Origin of the sequence: Arthrobacter sp. B0490 (assembly GCF_002929355.1) — a bacterium.
Lineage (GTDB): Bacteria > Actinomycetota > Actinomycetes > Actinomycetales > Micrococcaceae > Arthrobacter_D.
Genome location: NZ_PJIR01000003.1, coordinates 237,665 through 256,345 on the forward strand (window position 1 = coordinate 237,665; position 18,681 = coordinate 256,345).

Below are 18,681 nucleotides of genomic sequence, written 5' to 3' on the forward strand. Positions count from 1 at the left end.
CGGACCGCGCCCGTATGCGCGGCCCGGCACCTGCCGCACCAGGCCTCCACCCGGTGGTGCGGCCCGCTGACACCCCCACCTGAGCATTGAAGGATCTGACCACCATGAAGCGTTCCCTTTCCCTCGCGTCCCTGTCCCTTGCCACCCTCATCACCCTGTCCGCCTGCGGCTCGTCCTCCGGCGGAGGTATGGAGGGCATGGACGGCATGGGCGAAAGCTCCGCAGCGGCCGCCCCCGGCGCCACCACCGGAAGCACCTCCGGCGCCTCCGACGAGGCCGTGGCCGAGCACAACGACGCCGACGTGATGTTCGCGCAGATGATGATCCCCCACCACGAACAGGCCGTGGAGATGAGCGACATGATGCTCTCGAAGGACGGCATCACCCCGGAGATCACGGACCTCGCGACGAAGATCAAGGACGCCCAGGGCCCGGAGATCGAGACCATGACCGGCTGGCTCGAGGCCTGGGGCGAGCCCATGGACCCCGAAGACGGCATGGAAGGCCACTCCATGGGCGGTTCCGGCTCGATGGACGGCATGATGAGCGAGGACCAGCTGTCCGAGCTCGAGGCCGCCGAGGGCACCGACGCGTCCCGCCTCTTCCTCGACGCCATGACCGCCCACCACGAGGGCGCGGTCGGCATGGCGCAGGACGAGATCGACGACGGCGAGAACCCCGAGGCGATCGAACTGGCCGAGACGATCGTCGAGACCCAGAATGCGGAGATCACCGAGATGAAGGAGCTCCTCGCCGGCCTCTGACGTGCGCGAGCACCATCCCGGCAATCCACCTCGGCACCGCCCGGCACCGCAGCCCTGCCGGACTCCCGACTCCCGACTCCGTAAGGACACCCGTTGTTGCCTTCGACCCTTTCCCGCACCGCACGCCTGGGCATGACCGCGACGCTCGCCGTGCTGCTCAGCGCCTGTACCACCCCCACCCCCACGACCCAGAACACACCGGCGGAACCAGCGGCCCCGCGGGGTACCCGTCGGCGCACATCCATGGGATGAGCGTGGACCCGGCCACGAACCGCATCCTGCTTGCCACCCACGACGGCCTGTTCGATGTCACCCGATCCCCCGCACAGCAGATCGGTCCGACGATCGATCTCATGGGATTCACCAGCACCAGCGACGGAACGCTCTACGCCTCCGGGCACCCCGGGCCCGGCACCGACCTGCCGGATCCGGTCGGCCTGATCACCAGCACCGATGACGGGCGTACGTGGGAGCCCGTCTCCCGCCAGGGTGAGACGGATTTCCACGCCCTCGCTGCGACCAGTACGGGGCTCATCGGCCACGAAGGGCGAATCGTCACCAGCACCGACGGGCATCACTGGACGGTCACCGCCGACGACGTGCCCGCCTACAACCTCGCCGGCGCCACCGGCGGTACGGTGCTGGCCACCACGGAGGAAGGCCTGTACCGCTCCGAGGACAGCGGCACGGCCTGGGAGGCAGTACCCGGAGCACCCTTGCTGGTGTTCACCACCTTCGCCGGCGAGACGGCGATCGGCGTCACCCCGGAGGGCGTCATCCATGTCAGCGGTGACGCAGGCGTCACCTGGGAGCAGCGAGGCACCATCGACGCGGAACCGGCGGCGATGGCCGCAGCACACACCAACGACGGCACTCACCGCATCTGGGTCGCCACGACTACCGGGATCCACGTCTCCTCCGACGACGGCGCGACCTTCCAACCCCTCGCCGCTCCCTGATCTCCCGGCACCATCGGGCGGGAGCGATCTCGTCGGGCGCCTACTCGTGGACGGGCTCTCCGGTGACGCGGTGGTCGGCGTGGTTCATGCCCTCGAGGATGAGCCGGGCGAGGTGCCCGTCGATGATGCTGTAGACGACGTTGCGGGCCTCCTTGCGCGTGGACACCAGCCCGGACAGACGGAGTTTGGCGAGGTGCTGGCTCACCGCGGTCCGATTGGCGCCCGTCGCCGCGACGAGGGTCCCGACGTCGGCCTCGCCCCGGGTCAGGAGCCACAGGAGGTGCAGGCGGGTCGGGTCGGCGAGCATCCGGAAGGTCGCGGCACCAGCTTCCAGCCGCGCAGCGTCGGGAGCGACGGGATGCACCAGGCTCGGCCCGCCGGACTCGCCGCCTGAGGCGCTGGGGGTGCTGATCTCGACCACTCTCCTCGTCCCGGCGTCGTGTGCCGTGCCGCTCCTACGCTACCGCCCGCTACCGCCCCGGGAGGGCGCCCGACCTGGCCCGGAGAATCCGGCGCCGTCCCGCGCCGGGCGCCACACGGCGAGCGCCGTGACGGTGCCGGCCAGGGCCAGTCCTCCCAGGACGAGGGCAGCCGCCGGCTGGCCCGCGGCGGCCCCGACCCACCCTGCGATCGGGTAGGTGAGCATGAAGCACGCATGGGACAGGGAGAACTGGGCCGTGAAGAGGTAGCTCCGGGTGTCGTCGGTCGCCGCGCGCCGGAGGAGGCGCGAGGACGGTGTGCTGATCATCGAGGTCCCGACGCCGAGGACCGCCCACAGGCCGAGGAACACCGCCCACGACCCCCCGGTCCCCGCGACGAGGGCCGCGCCGAGCAGGCCCAGGGGCAGGACGGCCGCGCCGACGAGCATGAACGTCCGGTCCGCCACGCGCTCGAGGAGCCCGGGCGCGACGAAGGCGACGAGCATCGACCCGGCACCGAAGGCGGCCAGGGCGATCGCGACGTCGGTGTTCGATCCGCCGAAGAGGTCCCGGGCATAGACGACGGTGTTCACCAGGACGAGCGCGGTGGCCGTGGCGACGACGAGGTTCAGGGCCATCAGCCCCCGCAGGGTCGGCTCGCGCAGGAAGATCCGGGTGCCGAGGGTGGTGCGGTGCAGGAGCGAGCCCTGGTGCTGCGAGGGCGGGATCACCGGGAGCCTCGTCGCGAGGACCATCGCCGCGGACACGAGGAACCCCGCCGTCGTGCCGATGAACAGGTCGGAGTAGGACACCACCGCCAGCAGCGCGGCGGCCAGCAGCGGGCTGACCAGGGACTCCAGGTCGTAGGCGAGCCGGGAGAGGGACAGTGCCTTCGTGTAGTCCTTCTCCTCGGGCAGGACCACGGGGATGAGGGACTGGAACGCGGGCGTGAAGGTCGCCGACGCCGACTGCAGGACGAACACCAGCACGTAGATCTGCCAGACCTGGTCCACGAAGGGCAGGCTCATCGCGATCGCGGCCCGCACGAGATCCGCGCCCACGAGGACGCCCTTGCGCGGCAGGCGTTCGACCAGTGCCGCCATGACGGGTGCGACGAAGACGTAGGCGACCATCTTGATCGTCAGGGCGGTGCCGAGCACGGCACCCGCCCGGCCACCGGCGAGATCGAACGCCAGGAGGCCGAGAGCGACGGTGAGCAGGCCGGTTCCGAGCAGCGCCACGACCTGGGCGGTGAACAGATTGCGGTACGCGGACCGCCGGAGGACAGAGAGCATGGGGAGCCCGTCTCGTGCAGGGATGAGTTCCCCCATCATAGGTGCACGAGTGTGCACCTATGAACTTGCCACGGCGGTGAGACGAAAAGCGTCAGGCGTTCGCCGCGAGCAGCGACTCCTCGAGGGCGACCCACGCCAGCATGGCGCATTTGACCCGCGCCGGGAACCGCGAGACGCCGGAGAACGCGGCGGCGTCGCCGAGGACCTCCTCGTCCGCTTCGATCCTGCCGCGGGACCGAAGCACTTCGCGGAACGCGTCGACGAGGGCGATGACCTCGTCGCGCGGCAGTCCCTGCACCAGGTCGGTGAGCACCGAGGCGGAGGCCATGGAGATGGCGCACCCTGCGCCGTCCCACGTCACCGAGGTGAGCGTCCCGTCCGCGACGCCGGCGCGGAGGGTGATCTCGTCGCCGCACACCGGGTTCAGCTGGTGGGACTCTCCCACCCGGCCCGCGCCGTCGTACTCGCGCAGCGGGGAACCGTGCCGCGCCTTCGCGTGGTCGAGGATGATCTGCTGGTAGAGCTGCTCGAGGCCCGTGCTCATCTAGTTGGCTCCGAAGAACGGACGGACGTGCGCGACGGCTTCGAGGAAGGCGTCCACCTCGTCCGTGGTGGTGTACAGGTAGGTGCTGGCGCGCGTGGTGGCGGTGAGGCCGAAGCGCCGGTGGAGCGGCTGGGCGCAGTGGTGGCCCACCCGCACCGCGATGCCGCGGTCGTCGAGGAACTGGCCCACGTCGTGGGCGTGCACGCCGTCGACGTCGAAGGCCGCGAGTCCGATGCGCGGCACGCCCGCCCGCGGGCCGAGGACGCGGATGCCCGGGATCGCGCCGAGGCCCTCCACGAGCCGCGCGCCGAGGGCGGACTCCCAGGCCTCGACGCGGGACATCCCGGTCTCGGCGAGGTAGTTGGCGGCGGCGCCGAGGGCGACCGCCTGCGAGATGCGCTGCGTCCCGGCCTCGAAGCGGTTCGGCGACGGCAGGTACTCCGCCCGCTCCATGGTCACCGTGGTGATCATGGAACCGCCCGTGAGGAACGGGGGCATGGCGTTCAGCAGTTCCGCCCTCCCGTACAGCGCACCGATGCCCGTGGGACCGAGCATCTTGTGGCCGGAGAACACGAGGAAGTCGACGTCGAGATCCTTCACGTCCACGGGGAGGTGCGGCACGGACTGGCAGGCGTCGAGCAGCGTGAGTGCACCGACGGACTGCGCGAGCCGCACGATCTCGGCCACCGGGTTGATGGTGCCGAGCACGTTCGAGGCATGCGAGAACGCCACGAGCTTCGTGGCGGGCGTGATGACGGCGGCCGCCTCCTCGAGCCGCAGGGCGCCGTCGTCGTCCACCGGCAGGAAGCGCAGCTCCGCGCCCGTGCGGGCGGCGAGCTCCTGCCAGGGGATGAGATTCGCGTGGTGTTCCATCTCGGTGACCACGAGAGTGTCGCCCGGCCCGACGGCGAACCGGCGCGCCGCGTCTCCCCCGCGGCCGGCGGCAGCGTTGGACATCGCGTAGGCCACGAGGTTGATGCCCTCCGTGGCGTTGGAGGTCCAGACGAGCTCGTCGGTGCGGGCCCCGATGAAGCGCGCGACGGCGGCACGGGCGTCCTCGTAGGCGTCGGTGGCCTCGACGGCGAGCGTGTGCGCGCCGCGGTGCACGGCGGCGTTGCGCTGCTCGTAGAACTCCTGCTCCGCCTCCATCACGCTCACCGGATTCTGGGAGGTGGCCCCGGAATCGAGGTAGACGAGCGGCTTGCCGTTGACCTCGGTGCCGAGGATCGGGAAGTCGTTGCGGATGCGGTGCACCTCGGCGTCGGTCAGCCCGGCGTCGGACGGTGTGAGCGTGACGGGCGTTTCGACCACGGGCACTTCGGACTCCTCAGGATCAGGCAACCTCACGGCAATTACGCAAGGATTATCTGCCTTAATCGTGCCACTGGATCCGCTTCCCGGCATCCCAGTGGGACCTAAGTTCCCTCCGCGAACAGGTGGAGGTCCTCGCGCCGGCTGATACCGAACTTCATGAAGATGCGGTAGAGATGCCCCTCCACGGTGCGGATCGACGTGCCATGGCGGTCGGCGATGTCCTTGTTGGTCAGCCCCTGCAGCACGAGGGTCACGACGGCGACCTCCCGTGGCGTCAGCCGCACGGCCGCAGGAAGGCGGATGGTCTCGGTCGTGGCCGGCCCCTCGTAACCCGCGCTCGCCGCGGACAGCTTCTTCTGCGCGCGGCGCGCGGCCGTGGGATCGCGGCGCTTCTCGAACACCTCGCGCGCCCGCTCGAAGCACCCGGCGGCGAGCGGTCGGTAGTCGGCGGCGAGCGCGGTCTCGCCCGCCTCGAGCAGCCGCTCGGCGTCGGACGCCGCACCTGCTCCGGCGAAGGAATGCAGGAGCGCCTGTTCCCTGCCGTCGAAGGACTCCGTCAGTGCGGCGAGGCGCCCGAAGACCGTCCGGTCGCCGAGGATGATCGCCTGGTCCAGTGCCGTCGCGGTGACGAGCGGCAGCCCGGCGGCCTCGGCCTCGTCGGCGAGCTGCAGGAGCGCGGGGATGCCGTCGGCGTCGGTCTCGAGGACCGCCGTCACGGCCACCGTGTAGACCCGGCCCAGCATGCGGGTCAGGCTGGTGCCGCCCGGTGCCTCCGCGGTCGCCTGCTCGACGAGGACGGCCGCCTGCCGCTTGTCGCCGGCGAGGAGCGCGGCGTGCGCGGCCAGCCCGGAGATCCACGGGAGGACGTGCACGTGGTCCGCCGTGCGCAGGGCCTCCACCGCGAGGTGCAGGCGGGACTGCGCGGTCGGGAACCGGCCCTCCCGCAAGGCGCGGACGCCGTCGAGCAGGTCGAGCCACCCGGCCACGAAGTGCGTGCGCCGGGCGTCCCGCCGATGCCGGGCGGCGGCGGTGGACTGCGCCTGGTCCCACTCCCCCGCCGCGGCGAGGGCCAGGAGTTCCAGGCACACCGCGTGGCTGTGGAAGGCCAGGGTGTCCGCGTCCGTGCCGACGAGGTCCAGCGCCCGCCGGGCGAGGCGGGCGGCCGCGGCGGGCCGGCCGCGGCCGATCGAGTCGAGCGAGAGCGTGAGCAGGGCTGCCATGCGGACCGCCGGCAGGGCGTCCGCGTCGTCGGCCACCGGCCGGAGTGCGTCGGCGTCGACGGGTGCGTCGTCGGTGGCCAGCGCGGTGATGCTGCGTCCCACGGCCAGCGCCTGGAGGTCGGAGGAGGTCGGCCCCGCGTGGGGAAAGGACTGCTCCCAGCGGTCGATGTCGTCCAGCAGGCTCTCGGCGGGCTCCGCACTGCGCAGCCTCACCTCGAGCGCGAGCAGCGTGCCCCCGCGCAGGACGTCGGCCGGGGCGGGGGCGTCGAGGGCGTCCCCGACCAGGTCCAGTGCCTCCTCGAGCAGGCCACCGTTGGCGCGGGCCCAGGCGAGTTCCACGAGGCGGCGGCGTCGGAGGTCCGGCGACCGGATGGCTTCGAGCGCCCGGAGGGCGAAGCCGCTCTCGGCGGAGCGGTTGGCGCTGGTCGCGGCGGCGAGGAGCATCCCGTCGTCGAGCGCGGTCCCGGACTCGAGGGCCAGGGTTGCCCGCTGGTGGAGCTGTTCGGCGTCGTGCGGCGCGTCCGTGACGGCGGCGAGGACCCGCCGCTGCAGCAGGACGCGCCGTGCCGTGGGGACCGCGGAGCGCAGCGCCTCGTCGTGCAGCGGGTGCTCGACGACCAGCGCGCCGTCCTCCCGCGTCCGGATCCAGGATCCGCCGAGCAGGCGCTGCAGCACCTGCTGGCCGAGGAGCTGGCGGGCGACATCACCCGGGAGGGGACCGCCCACCGCGAGGAGCTCCATCGCGTCCCGCTGGGCGGCGTCGAGCGGACTGAGGGCGTCGAGCGCGAAGTCCACGAGGTGCGCGCCGAGAGGCGGCAGTTCGCGGGACAGCTGCCAGACGCCGCCGGTCTCGGTGATGGACCGGCGCGCGGCGCCGTCGCGCACGAAGAGGCGGATGAGCAGCGGGTTGCCGCGGGTCACGTGTTCGACGGTGTGGACGAGCCCGGCAGTCACCGGCCCTTCGAGGAGCGAGGCGCACAGTGCCTCGACGTCGGCGACCGTCAGCGGCTCCACGGGGATGCTCACCACGATGCCGTCAGCGACGAGTTCGTCGAGGCCCTGCGGCAGCCCGGGAGCCGGGCGGGCGAGGAACAGCGCGCGGGCCGTGCGCATGCCCATGAGCTGCGCGATCAGGGTCATGGACCCCACGTCGAGGTCGTGGGCGTCGTCGACCACGAGGAGCGGCAGGTCGCCGCCCGGAGAGACATTACCGAGGGCCTGGACCACGCGCCGCAGCACGGCGACGGGTTGCACCATCTCCTCGGGCGGCAGTCCGGCGAGCCAGGCGGAGAAGACGCCGTAGGGCACGGTTCCGAGCACGGCGCTGCCGCGGACGCGGATGACGCGGGTGCTCTCGGCGAGGTGCGCGACGACGGCGGCAGCGAGGGCCGTCTTGCCGATCCCGGCCTCACCGAGCAGGAGGATGCCGGACGTCGAGGAGTCGCCGAGTTCCCCGATGAGGCGGGCCTGCTGGTCCTCGCGCCCGACGAGCGGGGCGGCGTCCCGATGCCCGCTCACTGCGTGAACACCGTGGAGAGCTGCTTGCGGCTGGAGACGCCGAGCTTGGCCATGGCTTTCAGGATATGCCCTTCCACGGTGCGGACGGAGAGATGGTGGGTGGCTGCGACTTCCTTGTTCGTCGCTCCCCGGGCTGCCATGCGGGCGAACGCGCGCTCCCGGTCGGTGAGGATACGGCGCGCGCTGGTGTTCCTCCGGGGCACGTGCGTGCGGCGGAAGATCTGCTCGGCCCGGATGAAGTCCAGCGGCTCGTCCTCGGTGTCGTGGAGGCGCATGGAGATCAGGGCCGCGGACCCGGCGAGGTCCCGGTGCCCGAAGGCGAACGCCGCCTCCGCGGCCTGCAGCAGGATGAAAGGATCCCGTGCCGCGACGCCGCGGGCCAGGAGTTCGCCGGCCCCGGCGAGAGGCGTGTCCATACCCCTCGCGAGGTCCAGCAGCAACGGGGCCTGGGACTGCTGGCCGAGCCGGACGGCGTGCATCCGCAACAGCAGTTCCGCGCCCGAGTTGCCGGCCTGCCGCTGTTCGCCGGCCAGGACGACGAACCGGCGCGCGGCCGCATCGCTGTCCGAGACGAGGGCGTCGGCGAGGGTCCGGAGCATGCCGATCGTGGACCGGTGGACCCAGGGAAGGTGTTCCGTCGCGTGGTGATCCGGCCCGTTCCGGTTGTCCGGGCGGGCGCCGTCCGGGTGGGCACCGTCGTGCCGGTCCAGCAGGGCGGTGGCGTACGCCGCTGCGGCGTCGGCGAGGGGCAGCAGACCGCTCCGGTTGTCCACGCGCAACTGCTCGACGGCGGGAAGAATCACCGAGAGTGCGGCCTCCCCGTGGCCCATCGTCGCGAGGGCGACCCCGCTGAGGGTGTCCGCGACGGAGGGGTCCTCCCACCTACCGGCAGCGAGGGCGGCGCCCCCGGTGAGCAGCAGGGCGTCGTCGAGGTGGCCCTCGTGGACCAGCGCGGCGAATCCGCACTCCTGCAGCAGGCGCGCCGCACTACCCGAGGGCGCCGGCAGGCCTGGCCCGCTGAGCCGGGCAAGGGACCTCCTGGCGCCCGGGCCGGCACCCGTGAGGCTGCGGGCCAGCACGAGCCGCGCGGCACGTTCGGCCGCGAGCGGGCCCGGGCGGTCCGCGCCGTCCTGCGCAGTGGCGAGCTCCAGGACGTCGGAGAAACGTCCCTCGTGAGCAGCCGCCTCGACGGCGACCGTGAGGGCCAGCTCCACGGCCCGGTCCGGGTCCGTCGGCGCGTCGCCCGCCAGGAGCTGCTCGAGGACGGCGCCCGCCTCACTGAACCGGAGACCGTCCAGGCAGGTACGCACCCGCACGAGGGCACCGGCGTCGGCCTCCGCGAGGTGCTCCGCCGCCAGCAGCGCGAGGCGCGGTTCGCCGGCGTCGTTGGCGGCCTGCGCCACGCTCCGGAGGTAGGTGTCCTGCAGCGGGGTCCCCGCCTCGAGGAACCACCGCAGCAGGTTCAGGCGGGCCGGGAACGGGAGGGAGCCGCCGGCGTCGAGGCCCTCGAGGCGCTCGAGGAACGCGGGGAACGGGTTGGCTGCGAGTGCGCTGCGCACGCGGTCGCCGATCACCGCGTTCACCACGGTGACCGCATGCGGCGGCTCGGGCTCGACGACGCACACGCCCGCCTGCTCGAGCTCGTCCACCACGTCCGCTCCGCACAGCGGCAGCAGCACGTCGAGGGGTACCGGGCCGGCGACGGCCACGACGTCCAGCGCGTTCCCGGCGTCGGTGGTCAGCGCGGTGAGCGCGGCCGCGCCACCGTCGTTCCCCTGCACCGGGATGGTCCCCCCTGGATCGTGCCAGACCCATGCATCGGCGGCGCGGGTGAGCGTGCCCGTGGCGGTGCTTCCGCGCAGGGCGGCCTGGAGGGAGCGGAGGTTGCCACGCGATGCCCGCCACAGCTCGACGGCGGCCGTACTGGTGAGGGGGCCGTCGAGCAGCTGCTCGAGGAGGTGGCGCGTCCCGCGAAAGGTCAGGGGTTCGACGTCCACGCGGAGGAGCCGGCCCGTGCGCCAGAGGTGGTAGAAGCGTGCGGCGGGGGTGCCGGGTCCGTCGCAGGCCACGACGAGCCGTGCGGCGCCGACCTCCGCGAGGTAGGACAGCACGCGGATCGAGGGATCGTCGAGGTGCTGCACGTTGTCCACGACGAGGATCGCGGGGCGGTTGCGCGCGCGTATGCGCAGTGCCGACTGGAGGGACTGCAGCATGGGGAGTGATTCGACGCTCCCGGTGGGGTCGACGTCCATCAGCAGCACGCTGAGCGCACCGTAGGGAGTGGAGGTCATGGCTGCCGAACCGCGGATGAGGACGACCTGCGCGGTGCTCTCCAGCTGCGCTGCTGCGGCGCGGGCGAGCGCCGTCTTCCCGACGCCGGCGGCACCGACCATCAGCACGCCGGCCGAGCCGGGCGCGGCGAGGCCCGCCAGGATCGCGGCGACCTCGTCGGAGCGTTCGAGCAACGGCCAGGCACCCGTGTAGTCGTCGGTCATCACGCCGGGTCTCCCGTGTTGATCAGCAGAGTCATAGCCAGTTCCCCTCCAGCTCGCCTGACCTGCTCAGGCGTCCGCCCCGACCATTGCGTCGTCGACCAGGTCGTTTCGCCGAATCCTACTCGACAATATGCGGGCGGCGCAGTAAGAGCGCTCCCACAAGCAAGTAGTCCCCTCCATGAAGCGAGTACCCGCCTTCGTTTGCCACTGGGCGGTACATGAAGCGCGAGCGAATTCGGGCCGCCCCCAGACTGCAGGCCATGACAGCTGATGAGGACCAGGACCCTCCCATCCCCGAGTATCTCGAGGGGAGCTCCCTGAAACGCGTCCACACCGATCCGGACGCCGACAAGGCTGAGCCTGACACGACCGGGGACCCGCGGGGCACGAGTCCGGACGAATAGGTGGTTCCCCCGCAAAGCACAAGGGCCGAGCGGACTTGCCCCTAGGCCAACTCCGTCGCCACTTGATGGGCCGCGTGGTTCTCCGCTGCCAGTCGACGGGCGGTGTCCTCGCGGATAATTTCGAGGGCACTACGCGTCTGGCGGAGCTCCCGGCGTTCGGCGATGACGAACCTGCAGGTCCGGTACACGCCGGGCAGGGAGAACAGCACGCCGTACAGCATGAAGGGTTTGGCCCGTTCGAACTCACGCTGGTCCCGCATGACGCGTCTGCGCTCTTCCATCGCCGAACCTCCCCCTCGTATCCCCGGGCAATGGCCCTGAGCATACGTGGACCGCACACGACATTCAGCGCATTGACGGTCGCGGCGCGCGCAAACCGTGGGGAATAGGTTCGGCCTACCGCCCCAGCGCTCCGCGAGGTGAAAAGTAGACCGGGCGACGCTCGCTCCATTCCCGCACCGCTAGGCGGGGGTGTGGAACTTCTGCTGGGCTGCAGTCAGCCCGTCGCGAATTAGAAGTTCGACGGCGTCTGCTGCATCGTCGAGGAGGAACGGTAGTTCCTTCTTCTCCACCGTGCCGAAGTCCTTGAGCACGAAGTCCGCGGGGTCCTGGCGTCCGGGCGGGCGTCCGACGCCGACGCGCACACGATAGTAGTCCTTGGTGCCGAGGGCCTTGCTGATATCGCGCAACCCGTTGTGTCCGCCCTCCCCCCCGCCGGACTTGAGCTTGAGGGTGTTGAAGGTTATGTCGATCTCATCGTGCACAACGATCACATGATCGGGGGCCACGTCGTGAAAGCGGGAGAGCGCGGAGACCGGCCCACCGGTGATGTTCATATAGGTGAGCGGTTTCGCCAGGACCAGGCGCGGACCGCCGATGCCCATCCGTCCCTCGAGCGTGACGGCCTGCGCCTTCGAGGAGGTGAAGCGGCCACTCATCCGCGTGGCGAGGAGGTCGAGGACCATCTGGCCGACGTTGTGGCGGTTGCCGGCGTAGCCGGGCCCGGGGTTACCGAGCCCGACTACGAGCCAGGTGTCAGTGGACACCGGTTGCTTGCCTACTTCTCGTCGGCGTCGGTGACGACGGCGCTGGAATCGGCATCGCCGGCGGTCGCGCCTTCGGAGGTGCCTTCGACGTCGGCGTCGGTCTCAGGGGTCTCGCCGAGGTCCTGGACCGTGGGTGCCATGAGGTTGACGATGAGCGTCTCGGCGTCGGTGAGGAGGGTGACGCCCTGCGGCAGCACGATGTCGGAGGCGTGGATGTGCTCTCCGACCTCGCGGCCTTCGATGTTGACCGTGAGGGTCTCGGGCAGGTGGGTGGCCTCGGCCTCGACGAGGACCGTGTTGGCCTCGAGGTTGAAGGCGACGTCGACGGCGGGCTCGCCCTCGACGTGGATGGCGACGTCGACCTGGACCTTCTCGCCGCGGCGGACGGTCAGCAGGTCGAGGTGCTCGACGATGCGCTTGAGCTGGTTGCGCTGGATGTCCTTGACGAGGGCCAGGTGATCCTCGCCGTTGATGTCCAGCGTCAGCAGGGCGTTGGGGGTGCGAACGGCCAGCGTGGTCGCCTTCGCAGGCAGCAGGATGTGGATGGGATCCGCGCCGTGGCCGTAGACGACGGCGGGGATCATGTTGGCGCGGCGGGCCTGGCGGGCCGAACCCTTGCCGAACTCGGTGCGGACGTGTGCGGCGAGCTTCTGCTCGGACATGGTTTCTCCTGAACGGTTGCGGCTCCTCGCCGTAAGCGGGAGCACTGGGACGTTACCGGGGCGGAAGGAACACGCGTGAGGCAGTCGTCTAGAAACCAGTAGAGTCGCTAGCCACCGTCGATCACGGAGTACGGCCGAATAGTTCATCCGGCCCGCTCCCTCGCCTAGGCATCGCGCTCCATGTTACAGGAGCTCAAGCGGTCGAACGTCCCCCAAGTTCGGGAGACCATAATGGAGCGACTCCCCCACCGGCCGTCCGGCCTCCCCTTAAAGGACTCACCGTGAGCACAGCCCCGCGCCCCTCCCCTAGGTACAGGACCGTGAGCGTGGCGCTCTGCGCGGCATGGCTCCTTGCGGTCGCGATGATCGTGCTGTGGCCGACACCGGTGGACCGCGCTGGGGGCGGCACCCTTCGGCGCGGGCTCGAATACCTCTACGCGCATGGATTGCCGACCTTCGTCACGTACAGCTTGGTCGAGTTCACCGCAAACGTTCTGATGTTCGTCCCTCTGGGCCTGTTCTGGTTCCTGCTGACTCCGCGGCACTGGCGTAGGTGGGCACCAGTAGTTGGCCTAGTGCTCTCCGCTGCGATCGAGGCCACCCAGCACATCCTGCTCCCCCAGCGCTTCGCCACTCCCTATGACGTGCTTGCCAATACTTTGGGCGCAACCCTCGGAGCGCTCATCGCCGCCGCCCTTCAACTCAACTCGGCGTCACCGCGACAGGAACTCTGACGCCGAGTCGCCGGGAAAGCCCAAGGTTCACACAGGTCACACTCTGACGTCCGCTGTTACAGGTGTGAACCCCGTTAGAATCGGCACGACTGGGACCTTCTCTTGAGGACAAACACATATGCGTATTTCCGTGATCGGTTGCGGCTATCTGGGGGCAGTACACGCGGCGTGCATGGCGAAGTTGGGCCATGACGTGATCGGTATTGATGTCGACCCGCGGAAGATCGGCGACCTGCAGGCCGGCCGTGCTCCATTCTTCGAACCCGGCTTGCCCGAACTCCTCGACGAGGTGCTCGCCACCGGGCGGCTGAAGTTCAGCGCCGACATGGCCGACGCGAAGGGGGCTGAGGTGCACTTCCTCTGCGTCGGCACTCCCCAGAGAAAGGGCGAGTACGCAGCCGACATGCGCTACGTCGACGGCGCCTTCACTTCCCTGCTCGACTCCCTCGAGCCGGGCAACGTCGTAGTCGGTAAATCCACGGTGCCGGTCGGCACTGCTGCACGTCTAGCAGACGAACTCGCTGAAAGCCACCCCGACGCTATCCTCGCTTGGAACCCCGAGTTCCTCCGCGAAGGCTTCGCGGTCAAGGACACGCTCTCGCCAGACCGGTTTGTATACGGGGTGCCGGAGGGCCATGCCGGTGAACGAGCCACCTCCGCCCTCGACGAGGTGTACAGCACTCCACTGTCCCTCGGTACGCGCCGGCTGGTAGCCGACTACGCCACCGCCGAGCTCGTCAAAGCTGCAGCCAACTCCTTCCTGGCCACGAAAATCTCCTTCATCAACGCGATGGCCGAGGTCTGCGAAGTCACCGGCGCTGACGTGACTGTCCTTGCTGACGCCATCGGAATGGACGAGCGCATCGGTCGCAAGTTCCTCAACGCCGGTATCGGGTTCGGCGGTGGCTGCCTACCCAAGGACATTCGCGCGTTTATGGCGCGCGCGGGAGAACTGGGCGCTGACCAGGCGCTCACGTTCCTTCGCGAGGTCGACGACATCAATGTTCGGCGCCGGATCCGTGTGGTCGACCTGACGCGTACCCTGGTCGGCGGCTCGCTTCTTGGAAAGCGCATAACCGTCCTTGGAGCTGCTTTCAAACCCAACAGCGACGACGTCCGTGACTCCCCAGCGCTGAGCATTGCGGCTCAGCTGCAACTACAGGGTGCGGATGTGACAGTCACTGATCCACAAGCGATTAACGGCGCGCGTCAGCGATTCCCGGAGCTCACATATGAACCGCATTTCGAGCGTGCGATGGAAAGCACGGATGCGCTCCTCCTTCTCACGGAGTGGCAGGTGTACCGGGAGATGAAACCGGAGCAAGCTGCGCGGTTCGTCCATACCAAGAACATTCTAGATGGGCGCAATGTGCTGAACTCGTCCGAGTGGCGTGCAGCAGGATGGAACTACAAGGGCATCGGAAAGCCATGAACGAACGTGACGCCCAGACAGACTCCTACGCCCAGCCCTTCCGCATTCTGATGGTATGTACGGGCAACATCTGCAGATCTCCTATGGCAGAGCGACTGTTGCAGGCCCAACTGGACCAGCGATTCCCAGGTCAATTCATTGTAGAAAGTGCGGGAACAGGCGCGCTTGTGGGCAGTCCGATCGACCCGCTAGTTGCCGCCTATATCCGTGACCTTGGGGGCAACTCCGATTCTTTCTCCGCTCGGCAGCTCGTGCCGGAAATCCTAGCGAACAAAGATTTAGTACTCGCGCTAACGCGTGAACATCGAAGTAAAATTGTAGAAATGTCACCCGCCCTACTCCGACGGGTGTTCACTATCCGACAGTTATCCCAGTTACTGAATGAAACAAATCCAGACGTATCGCTCACTGGTGCAGCGCGGTGGCGCGCGGCATTACCGATGGCACTACGTGCTCGCTCGAGGGACCTAGCGACAACTCCAGAGATGTGGGATGTAGTTGATCCCTACCGGCGGGGAAACGTCCTATATCAACAAATGAGGGCAGAGCTCGCGCCAGCTGTTGAACGACTCGGCAGATTTGGATAGTCACAACTAGAAGTTTAGTCTGATCAGTACCCTCTCGAACTAAAGGTCAGTTCTACTAGCTAAACAACATATGAAGCCAGTAGAAATCCATTTTGAATAATCGAGCGACTTGCCGTAAACCTAGAATTGCAACACGCGGGCTCGATTAGCATGCAAACGTCTGAAAACGGATCAAGAAATCGGCTGGATGCAGAACCACCAGAGGAAACAAGACGCACCGCCATCCACGCCACGCTGCCAAATAAGATTTCGCACCTGTACTCACTGGATTCAAGGACAGATGAGAGGTGAACCGAGCAAGCAAAGCGCTACGAATCAATACGCTCCCTGACGTAAGCACCTCAATCAAGAGAACGGTGTTCCAAGAGATAAAGAAAACCGCCCGAAGCTCCGAAATCTTTGGAAAGGATTGAGGAAACCCCGGAAAGTATAATTCTTCCTTTCTCTCACGATACTCCGTGCTCAGCGTGCGCCACGAGAACAGGGGCAAACACCGTGCGACGGACGAGCCTCAACGTCACCTAGACCTGGCCAGCAGCAACTGACAGCGATTCGCGCCTCCCGCACAATCAATACCCACCGTGCACGGTTCTCCTGGATTCCGCTCGTAAGCCACCGCGTCCTGTTATACATGGGAGACGCCGAAGCCAAACGAGCCGCTGCAAATCAGCAGCTCGTCAACGATGCCGACTGGGTGCCGACCCACGCCAACTTCGCTCAGGGAGACGAAGAACGCAGAACTTTCGGCCCGTACGGCTTCTCTACGGTTCGGTCTTGACCCGCCCGGTCACCTCTCGAGTTTAGAGAGATGAGTGTAAACACGAGCACCATCGGCGCGCTAAGAGCCCAAAATGTACCAGTCAACATTATTCCGCAGAGAAAGGCGATTACCGCCGAGCCGGCCGCTCCAGCTTTCACCTCACGATAAAGACCGCCCCACTTTAACCAACTTGCCAACATCAATACGAATGCGATTGTCCCGAATATTCCAAGCTGCAGAAAGATGAAGATATAACCATTGTCGGCCGCAACCCCTCCGAGGGGATAGTCCGATAAAGGGGAGATGCCTGGAAAGCTATCTGCAACCGGACCTGACGCCCCCACGCCGTATCCTAATGGAGAAGCTGCTGCCAACTCGAGAGACACTGGAATGGTCACCTGTTGCCGGACACTTAACGAATAGTCCTTTTGCAAACCGAACAATGACCCAAGACGGTCAACCGCTACGTCAATGCGCTCGGGAGCAACAGACGCGATCACCAACAAGGCACTTGAGAGTAGGCCAATCAGCCCTAGCAACGCGGTCCCGTGCCAACGCCCCTCTTTGGCACGGCCGAGCCGCAGTTGATGAAATACAAGGAAGACTACCGCTGTTGCTACGCCTACTAGGGCACTTCTCTGCAACACGAGAAAGGTGGTCGCCGACGCAGAGATTCCCACTAATAGTAGTAGTGGTCCCGCGCGCCGAATGCCTAGGCTTGCGATTCTCGCCCAAGCCCAGACCGCGCTTGCCCCTGCAAGTATGGACAGATCTTGCCCCGTGGACATAAGCCCGATGAGCCGAGTCTGCGTTCCCACTTGGAAGGAGGATCCCGCCCCAAGAACCGACGCTAATTCCTGAGCGTTCAACCCGGTAATCGACTGGCGAAGCGCAACTGCCATGTTCAGCAGAACGATTGCGAGCAACACGCGCCGAACGACTGACTCGCTGCGTTCCGATAACATCGCACTTTGAATCACAACGGCCGCGCCGAGGGCAACTGTTAGCGCTCGCAAGCCATAAGTTGAATATTGCACATGGTGCCACAAGGTAAGCGCCCACGACAAGAATGCGCACGCCACAAATACCCACAGCCAAATCATCGCCGGAGAGATAGGGCGGTTTACACGCCCGCCGCGGGTCAGCGAAACTACTGCCGCCAAGACTAGCAACGCATCAGGAAGCAATCCGCTGATAGTAGCAAGCACTCCAACCTGTCGAGACAAGACTCCCGTACTGCCGTAAAAAATGATTGCGACGCACAAGCAGAGAGCAATGGCAACTTCGCGCGGTCTCGCGTGAGGAAAGAATTTGGCGCTACGCGTTTTTCTCGCCGCTATAGAATCCACAACTCGACGATTCGAATCAGGCTTCACTGCGCTACTTCGTTCGGCTGCCTGCGAAAGGCGAGATATATCATTACCAATCCCACTATAAGAGCGAACGTGGACCCAAGAAGGACCGCTAAGTAAGTACTGACGGCGGCTAGCCAAAAATAGGAACTCCAAGTGAGCAGACAACCAATCCCGGTTACCGTACTCGCGAGGAGCAAGTGGCCGCGCACCGTCAGCACGTTCAGCGCGGAAGCCGCAATAGCTTGGACACTAACGCCTATACTGAAAAGAAGAACAAGCAACGGTAAATCGGTATAGGCATCAGGAAGTACCGCTCTTGCCACGTATGCCGCTACAATTACGGCTACTAACCCCGGAAGTAGAGCCAGCACCGCCGCCTGCAGTTGGTTGCGCGTAAATCGCCCATGATTAGCTGCTGCGGCCTCACGGAAAGTGATGGCGGACCGCATCTGCGGGAGGCTGCTCTGCAACTCGGTAAGACTGAGGGCGATAGCAACCACTGCGGCTTCTTGCGCACCTGCGTAGGCCGCCGTGGCAAGTATCGGAATTCGCGCAAGAACCTGAGTAAGACCCTGGCTCAGAAAATATGGGAAAGACTGTCTGTACGACGCTCCAACTGCCGCCCGTGCCATACGCACTTTGGGTCGAGGTAGAACAGAGGATCGGAGGGCGAAAATAGCAACAATTTGGAATACTATGTATGCGGACGCGACGGTGGTGGCTGAAAGATCCGCGTAGAACCACACCATAGCGCTAACAGCGAGCGAGCCGAGCGGAATGATCCCACGCCAGGCCGTACTTCGACCAAAATGACCCGCCCCATACTGACTCCAGGAGAGGTTGTTGAAAAGTCCTCCAAGGAATATAGAGATACCAGTGAGAATCGCTAATACATTAGAAAGTCCGTCAATCGGCTGTACTAAAACCATCAGGCAAGTCAACGTGGTAGCTACCAACAGCTGCTGCGGTATTTGAGCAGCTATCAGGTTTTTTGCATCATCGAATGAGCCGCCTGCCGAACATTTGAGAATGATCGACTGCATGCCGAAGCAGACCAAGTAGCCACCCACTGCGGTGCAAGCCATGAATACCGCCAGGACACCTCTTTCCGCTGGACCGAGGAGAAACGCCGTTGCGAATGTAAGCCCGGCACTGCCAGCTAGACTCAATATT

General features: G+C 66.8%; 17 protein-coding genes. 6 read left to right on the plus strand and 11 right to left on the minus strand.

The window, feature by feature from the left end; all coding sequences use genetic code 11:
• Nucleotides 1–104 precede the first annotated feature (104 nt).
• A complete protein-coding gene (locus CXQ97_RS06645) occupies nucleotides 105–764 on the plus strand; it encodes a DUF305 domain-containing protein (RefSeq protein ID WP_104180063.1) in 660 nt (219 codons plus the stop codon).
• Nucleotides 765–1,012: 248 nt separating this feature from the next.
• Entirely contained in the window at nucleotides 1,013–1,723 is a 711-nt protein-coding gene (locus tag CXQ97_RS06650) for a F510_1955 family glycosylhydrolase (RefSeq protein WP_104180064.1), read from the plus strand.
• Nucleotides 1,724–1,763: 40 nt separating this feature from the next.
• Here CXQ97_RS06650 and CXQ97_RS06655 read toward each other — a convergent pair whose 3' ends face one another.
• From CXQ97_RS06655 to CXQ97_RS06680, 6 genes are all read right to left on the minus strand, one after another.
• A complete protein-coding gene (locus CXQ97_RS06655; protein ID WP_258062364.1) occupies nucleotides 1,764–2,144 on the minus strand; it encodes a metalloregulator ArsR/SmtB family transcription factor in 381 nt (126 codons plus the stop codon).
• Between the two features lie 39 nt (nucleotides 2,145–2,183).
• Entirely contained in the window at nucleotides 2,184–3,437 is a 1,254-nt protein-coding gene (locus CXQ97_RS06660; protein WP_104180065.1) for an MFS transporter, read from the minus strand.
• Between the two features lie 91 nt (nucleotides 3,438–3,528).
• Nucleotides 3,529–3,981 (minus strand): Fe-S cluster assembly sulfur transfer protein SufU, encoded by a 453-nt coding sequence (gene sufU, locus CXQ97_RS06665; RefSeq protein WP_104180066.1) that lies wholly within the window; start codon nucleotides 3,979–3,981, stop codon nucleotides 3,529–3,531.
• Nucleotides 3,982–5,292 (minus strand): cysteine desulfurase, encoded by a 1,311-nt coding sequence (locus CXQ97_RS06670; protein WP_258062420.1) that lies wholly within the window; start codon nucleotides 5,290–5,292, stop codon nucleotides 3,982–3,984.
• A 104-nt stretch (nucleotides 5,293–5,396) separates the two neighbouring features.
• The gene (locus tag CXQ97_RS06675) at nucleotides 5,397–8,033 is read right to left on the minus strand and encodes a LuxR family transcriptional regulator (protein ID WP_104180068.1); all 2,637 of its coding nucleotides are present in this window, start codon (nucleotides 8,031–8,033) and stop codon (nucleotides 5,397–5,399) included.
• Nucleotides 8,030–10,528: a LuxR C-terminal-related transcriptional regulator gene (locus CXQ97_RS06680; RefSeq protein ID WP_104180069.1), complete on the minus strand. Its 2,499-nt coding sequence runs from the start codon at nucleotides 10,526–10,528 to the stop codon at nucleotides 8,030–8,032. The genes CXQ97_RS06675 and CXQ97_RS06680 overlap by 4 nt, the downstream gene beginning before the upstream one ends.
• A gap of 260 nt (nucleotides 10,529–10,788) precedes the next feature.
• Here CXQ97_RS06680 and CXQ97_RS19765 point away from each other — a divergent pair, with 260 nt between their 5' ends.
• Nucleotides 10,789–10,932: a hypothetical protein gene (locus tag CXQ97_RS19765; RefSeq protein WP_181034997.1), complete on the plus strand. Its 144-nt coding sequence runs from the start codon at nucleotides 10,789–10,791 to the stop codon at nucleotides 10,930–10,932.
• 41 nt (nucleotides 10,933–10,973) lie between these two features.
• Here CXQ97_RS19765 and CXQ97_RS06690 read toward each other — a convergent pair whose 3' ends face one another.
• From CXQ97_RS06690 to CXQ97_RS06700, 3 genes are all read right to left on the minus strand, one after another.
• Nucleotides 10,974–11,213, minus strand: coding sequence for a hypothetical protein (locus CXQ97_RS06690; protein WP_146069584.1), 240 nt, complete (start codon nucleotides 11,211–11,213; stop codon nucleotides 10,974–10,976).
• Nucleotides 11,214–11,393: 180 nt separating this feature from the next.
• A complete protein-coding gene (gene pth / locus CXQ97_RS06695; protein ID WP_104180072.1) occupies nucleotides 11,394–11,978 on the minus strand; it encodes an aminoacyl-tRNA hydrolase in 585 nt (194 codons plus the stop codon).
• A gap of 11 nt (nucleotides 11,979–11,989) precedes the next feature.
• On the minus strand, nucleotides 11,990–12,640 hold the full coding sequence (locus CXQ97_RS06700; RefSeq protein ID WP_104180073.1) for a 50S ribosomal protein L25/general stress protein Ctc: 651 nt from the start codon (nucleotides 12,638–12,640) through the stop codon (nucleotides 11,990–11,992).
• A gap of 320 nt (nucleotides 12,641–12,960) precedes the next feature.
• Between CXQ97_RS06700 and CXQ97_RS06705 the strand changes: the two genes are divergently transcribed.
• The 3 genes from CXQ97_RS06705 to CXQ97_RS06715 all read left to right on the plus strand — a co-directional run bounded on the left by CXQ97_RS06705 (nucleotide 12,961) and on the right by CXQ97_RS06715 (nucleotide 15,393).
• Entirely contained in the window at nucleotides 12,961–13,374 is a 414-nt protein-coding gene (locus CXQ97_RS06705; RefSeq protein WP_146069585.1) for a VanZ family protein, read from the plus strand.
• A gap of 118 nt (nucleotides 13,375–13,492) precedes the next feature.
• Nucleotides 13,493–14,806: a UDP-glucose/GDP-mannose dehydrogenase family protein gene (locus CXQ97_RS06710; RefSeq protein ID WP_104180075.1), complete on the plus strand. Its 1,314-nt coding sequence runs from the start codon at nucleotides 13,493–13,495 to the stop codon at nucleotides 14,804–14,806.
• A 50-nt stretch (nucleotides 14,807–14,856) separates the two neighbouring features.
• Complete coding sequence (locus tag CXQ97_RS06715) at nucleotides 14,857–15,393, plus strand: low molecular weight phosphatase family protein (protein WP_258062421.1); 537 nt, start codon at nucleotides 14,857–14,859, stop codon at nucleotides 15,391–15,393.
• Between the two features lie 717 nt (nucleotides 15,394–16,110).
• Here CXQ97_RS06715 and CXQ97_RS19400 read toward each other — a convergent pair.
• Both CXQ97_RS19400 and CXQ97_RS19405 read right to left on the minus strand, forming a co-directional pair.
• Complete coding sequence (locus CXQ97_RS19400) at nucleotides 16,111–17,529, minus strand: O-antigen ligase (protein WP_146069586.1); 1,419 nt, start codon at nucleotides 17,527–17,529, stop codon at nucleotides 16,111–16,113.
• Nucleotides 17,526–18,551 carry a hypothetical protein gene (locus CXQ97_RS19405; RefSeq protein WP_146069587.1) on the minus strand — a complete coding sequence of 342 codons (1,026 nt, stop codon included), beginning with the start codon at nucleotides 18,549–18,551 and terminating at the stop codon, nucleotides 17,526–17,528. Before CXQ97_RS19405 ends, CXQ97_RS19400 begins: the two co-directional genes overlap by 4 nt.
• Between the last annotated feature and the right edge of the window lie 130 nt (nucleotides 18,552–18,681).

Excerpts from the sequence above, each read along its gene's own strand:
- CXQ97_RS06710 (WP_104180075.1), top strand. The coding sequence starts at position 13,493 with ATGCGTATTTCCGTGATCGGTTGCGGCTATCTGGGGGCAGTACACGCG.
- CXQ97_RS06645 (WP_104180063.1), top strand. The coding sequence starts at position 105 with ATGAAGCGTTCCCTTTCCCTCGCGTCCCTGTCCCTTGCCACCCTCATC.
- CXQ97_RS06680 (WP_104180069.1), bottom strand. The coding sequence starts at position 10,528 with ATGACCGACGACTACACGGGTGCCTGGCCGTTGCTCGAACGCTCCGAC.
- CXQ97_RS06715 (WP_258062421.1), top strand. The coding sequence starts at position 14,857 with ATGGTATGTACGGGCAACATCTGCAGATCTCCTATGGCAGAGCGACTG.
- CXQ97_RS06650 (WP_104180064.1), top strand. The coding sequence starts at position 1,013 with ATGAGCGTGGACCCGGCCACGAACCGCATCCTGCTTGCCACCCACGAC.
- CXQ97_RS06690 (WP_146069584.1), bottom strand. The coding sequence starts at position 11,213 with ATGGAAGAGCGCAGACGCGTCATGCGGGACCAGCGTGAGTTCGAACGG.
- CXQ97_RS06700 (WP_104180073.1), bottom strand. The coding sequence starts at position 12,640 with ATGTCCGAGCAGAAGCTCGCCGCACACGTCCGCACCGAGTTCGGCAAG.
- CXQ97_RS19405 (WP_146069587.1), bottom strand. The coding sequence starts at position 18,551 with ATGCAGTCGATCATTCTCAAATGTTCGGCAGGCGGCTCATTCGATGAT.
- CXQ97_RS06660 (WP_104180065.1), bottom strand. The coding sequence starts at position 3,437 with ATGCTCTCTGTCCTCCGGCGGTCCGCGTACCGCAATCTGTTCACCGCC.
- CXQ97_RS19765 (WP_181034997.1), top strand. The coding sequence starts at position 10,789 with ATGACAGCTGATGAGGACCAGGACCCTCCCATCCCCGAGTATCTCGAG.
- sufU (WP_104180066.1), bottom strand. The coding sequence starts at position 3,981 with ATGAGCACGGGCCTCGAGCAGCTCTACCAGCAGATCATCCTCGACCAC.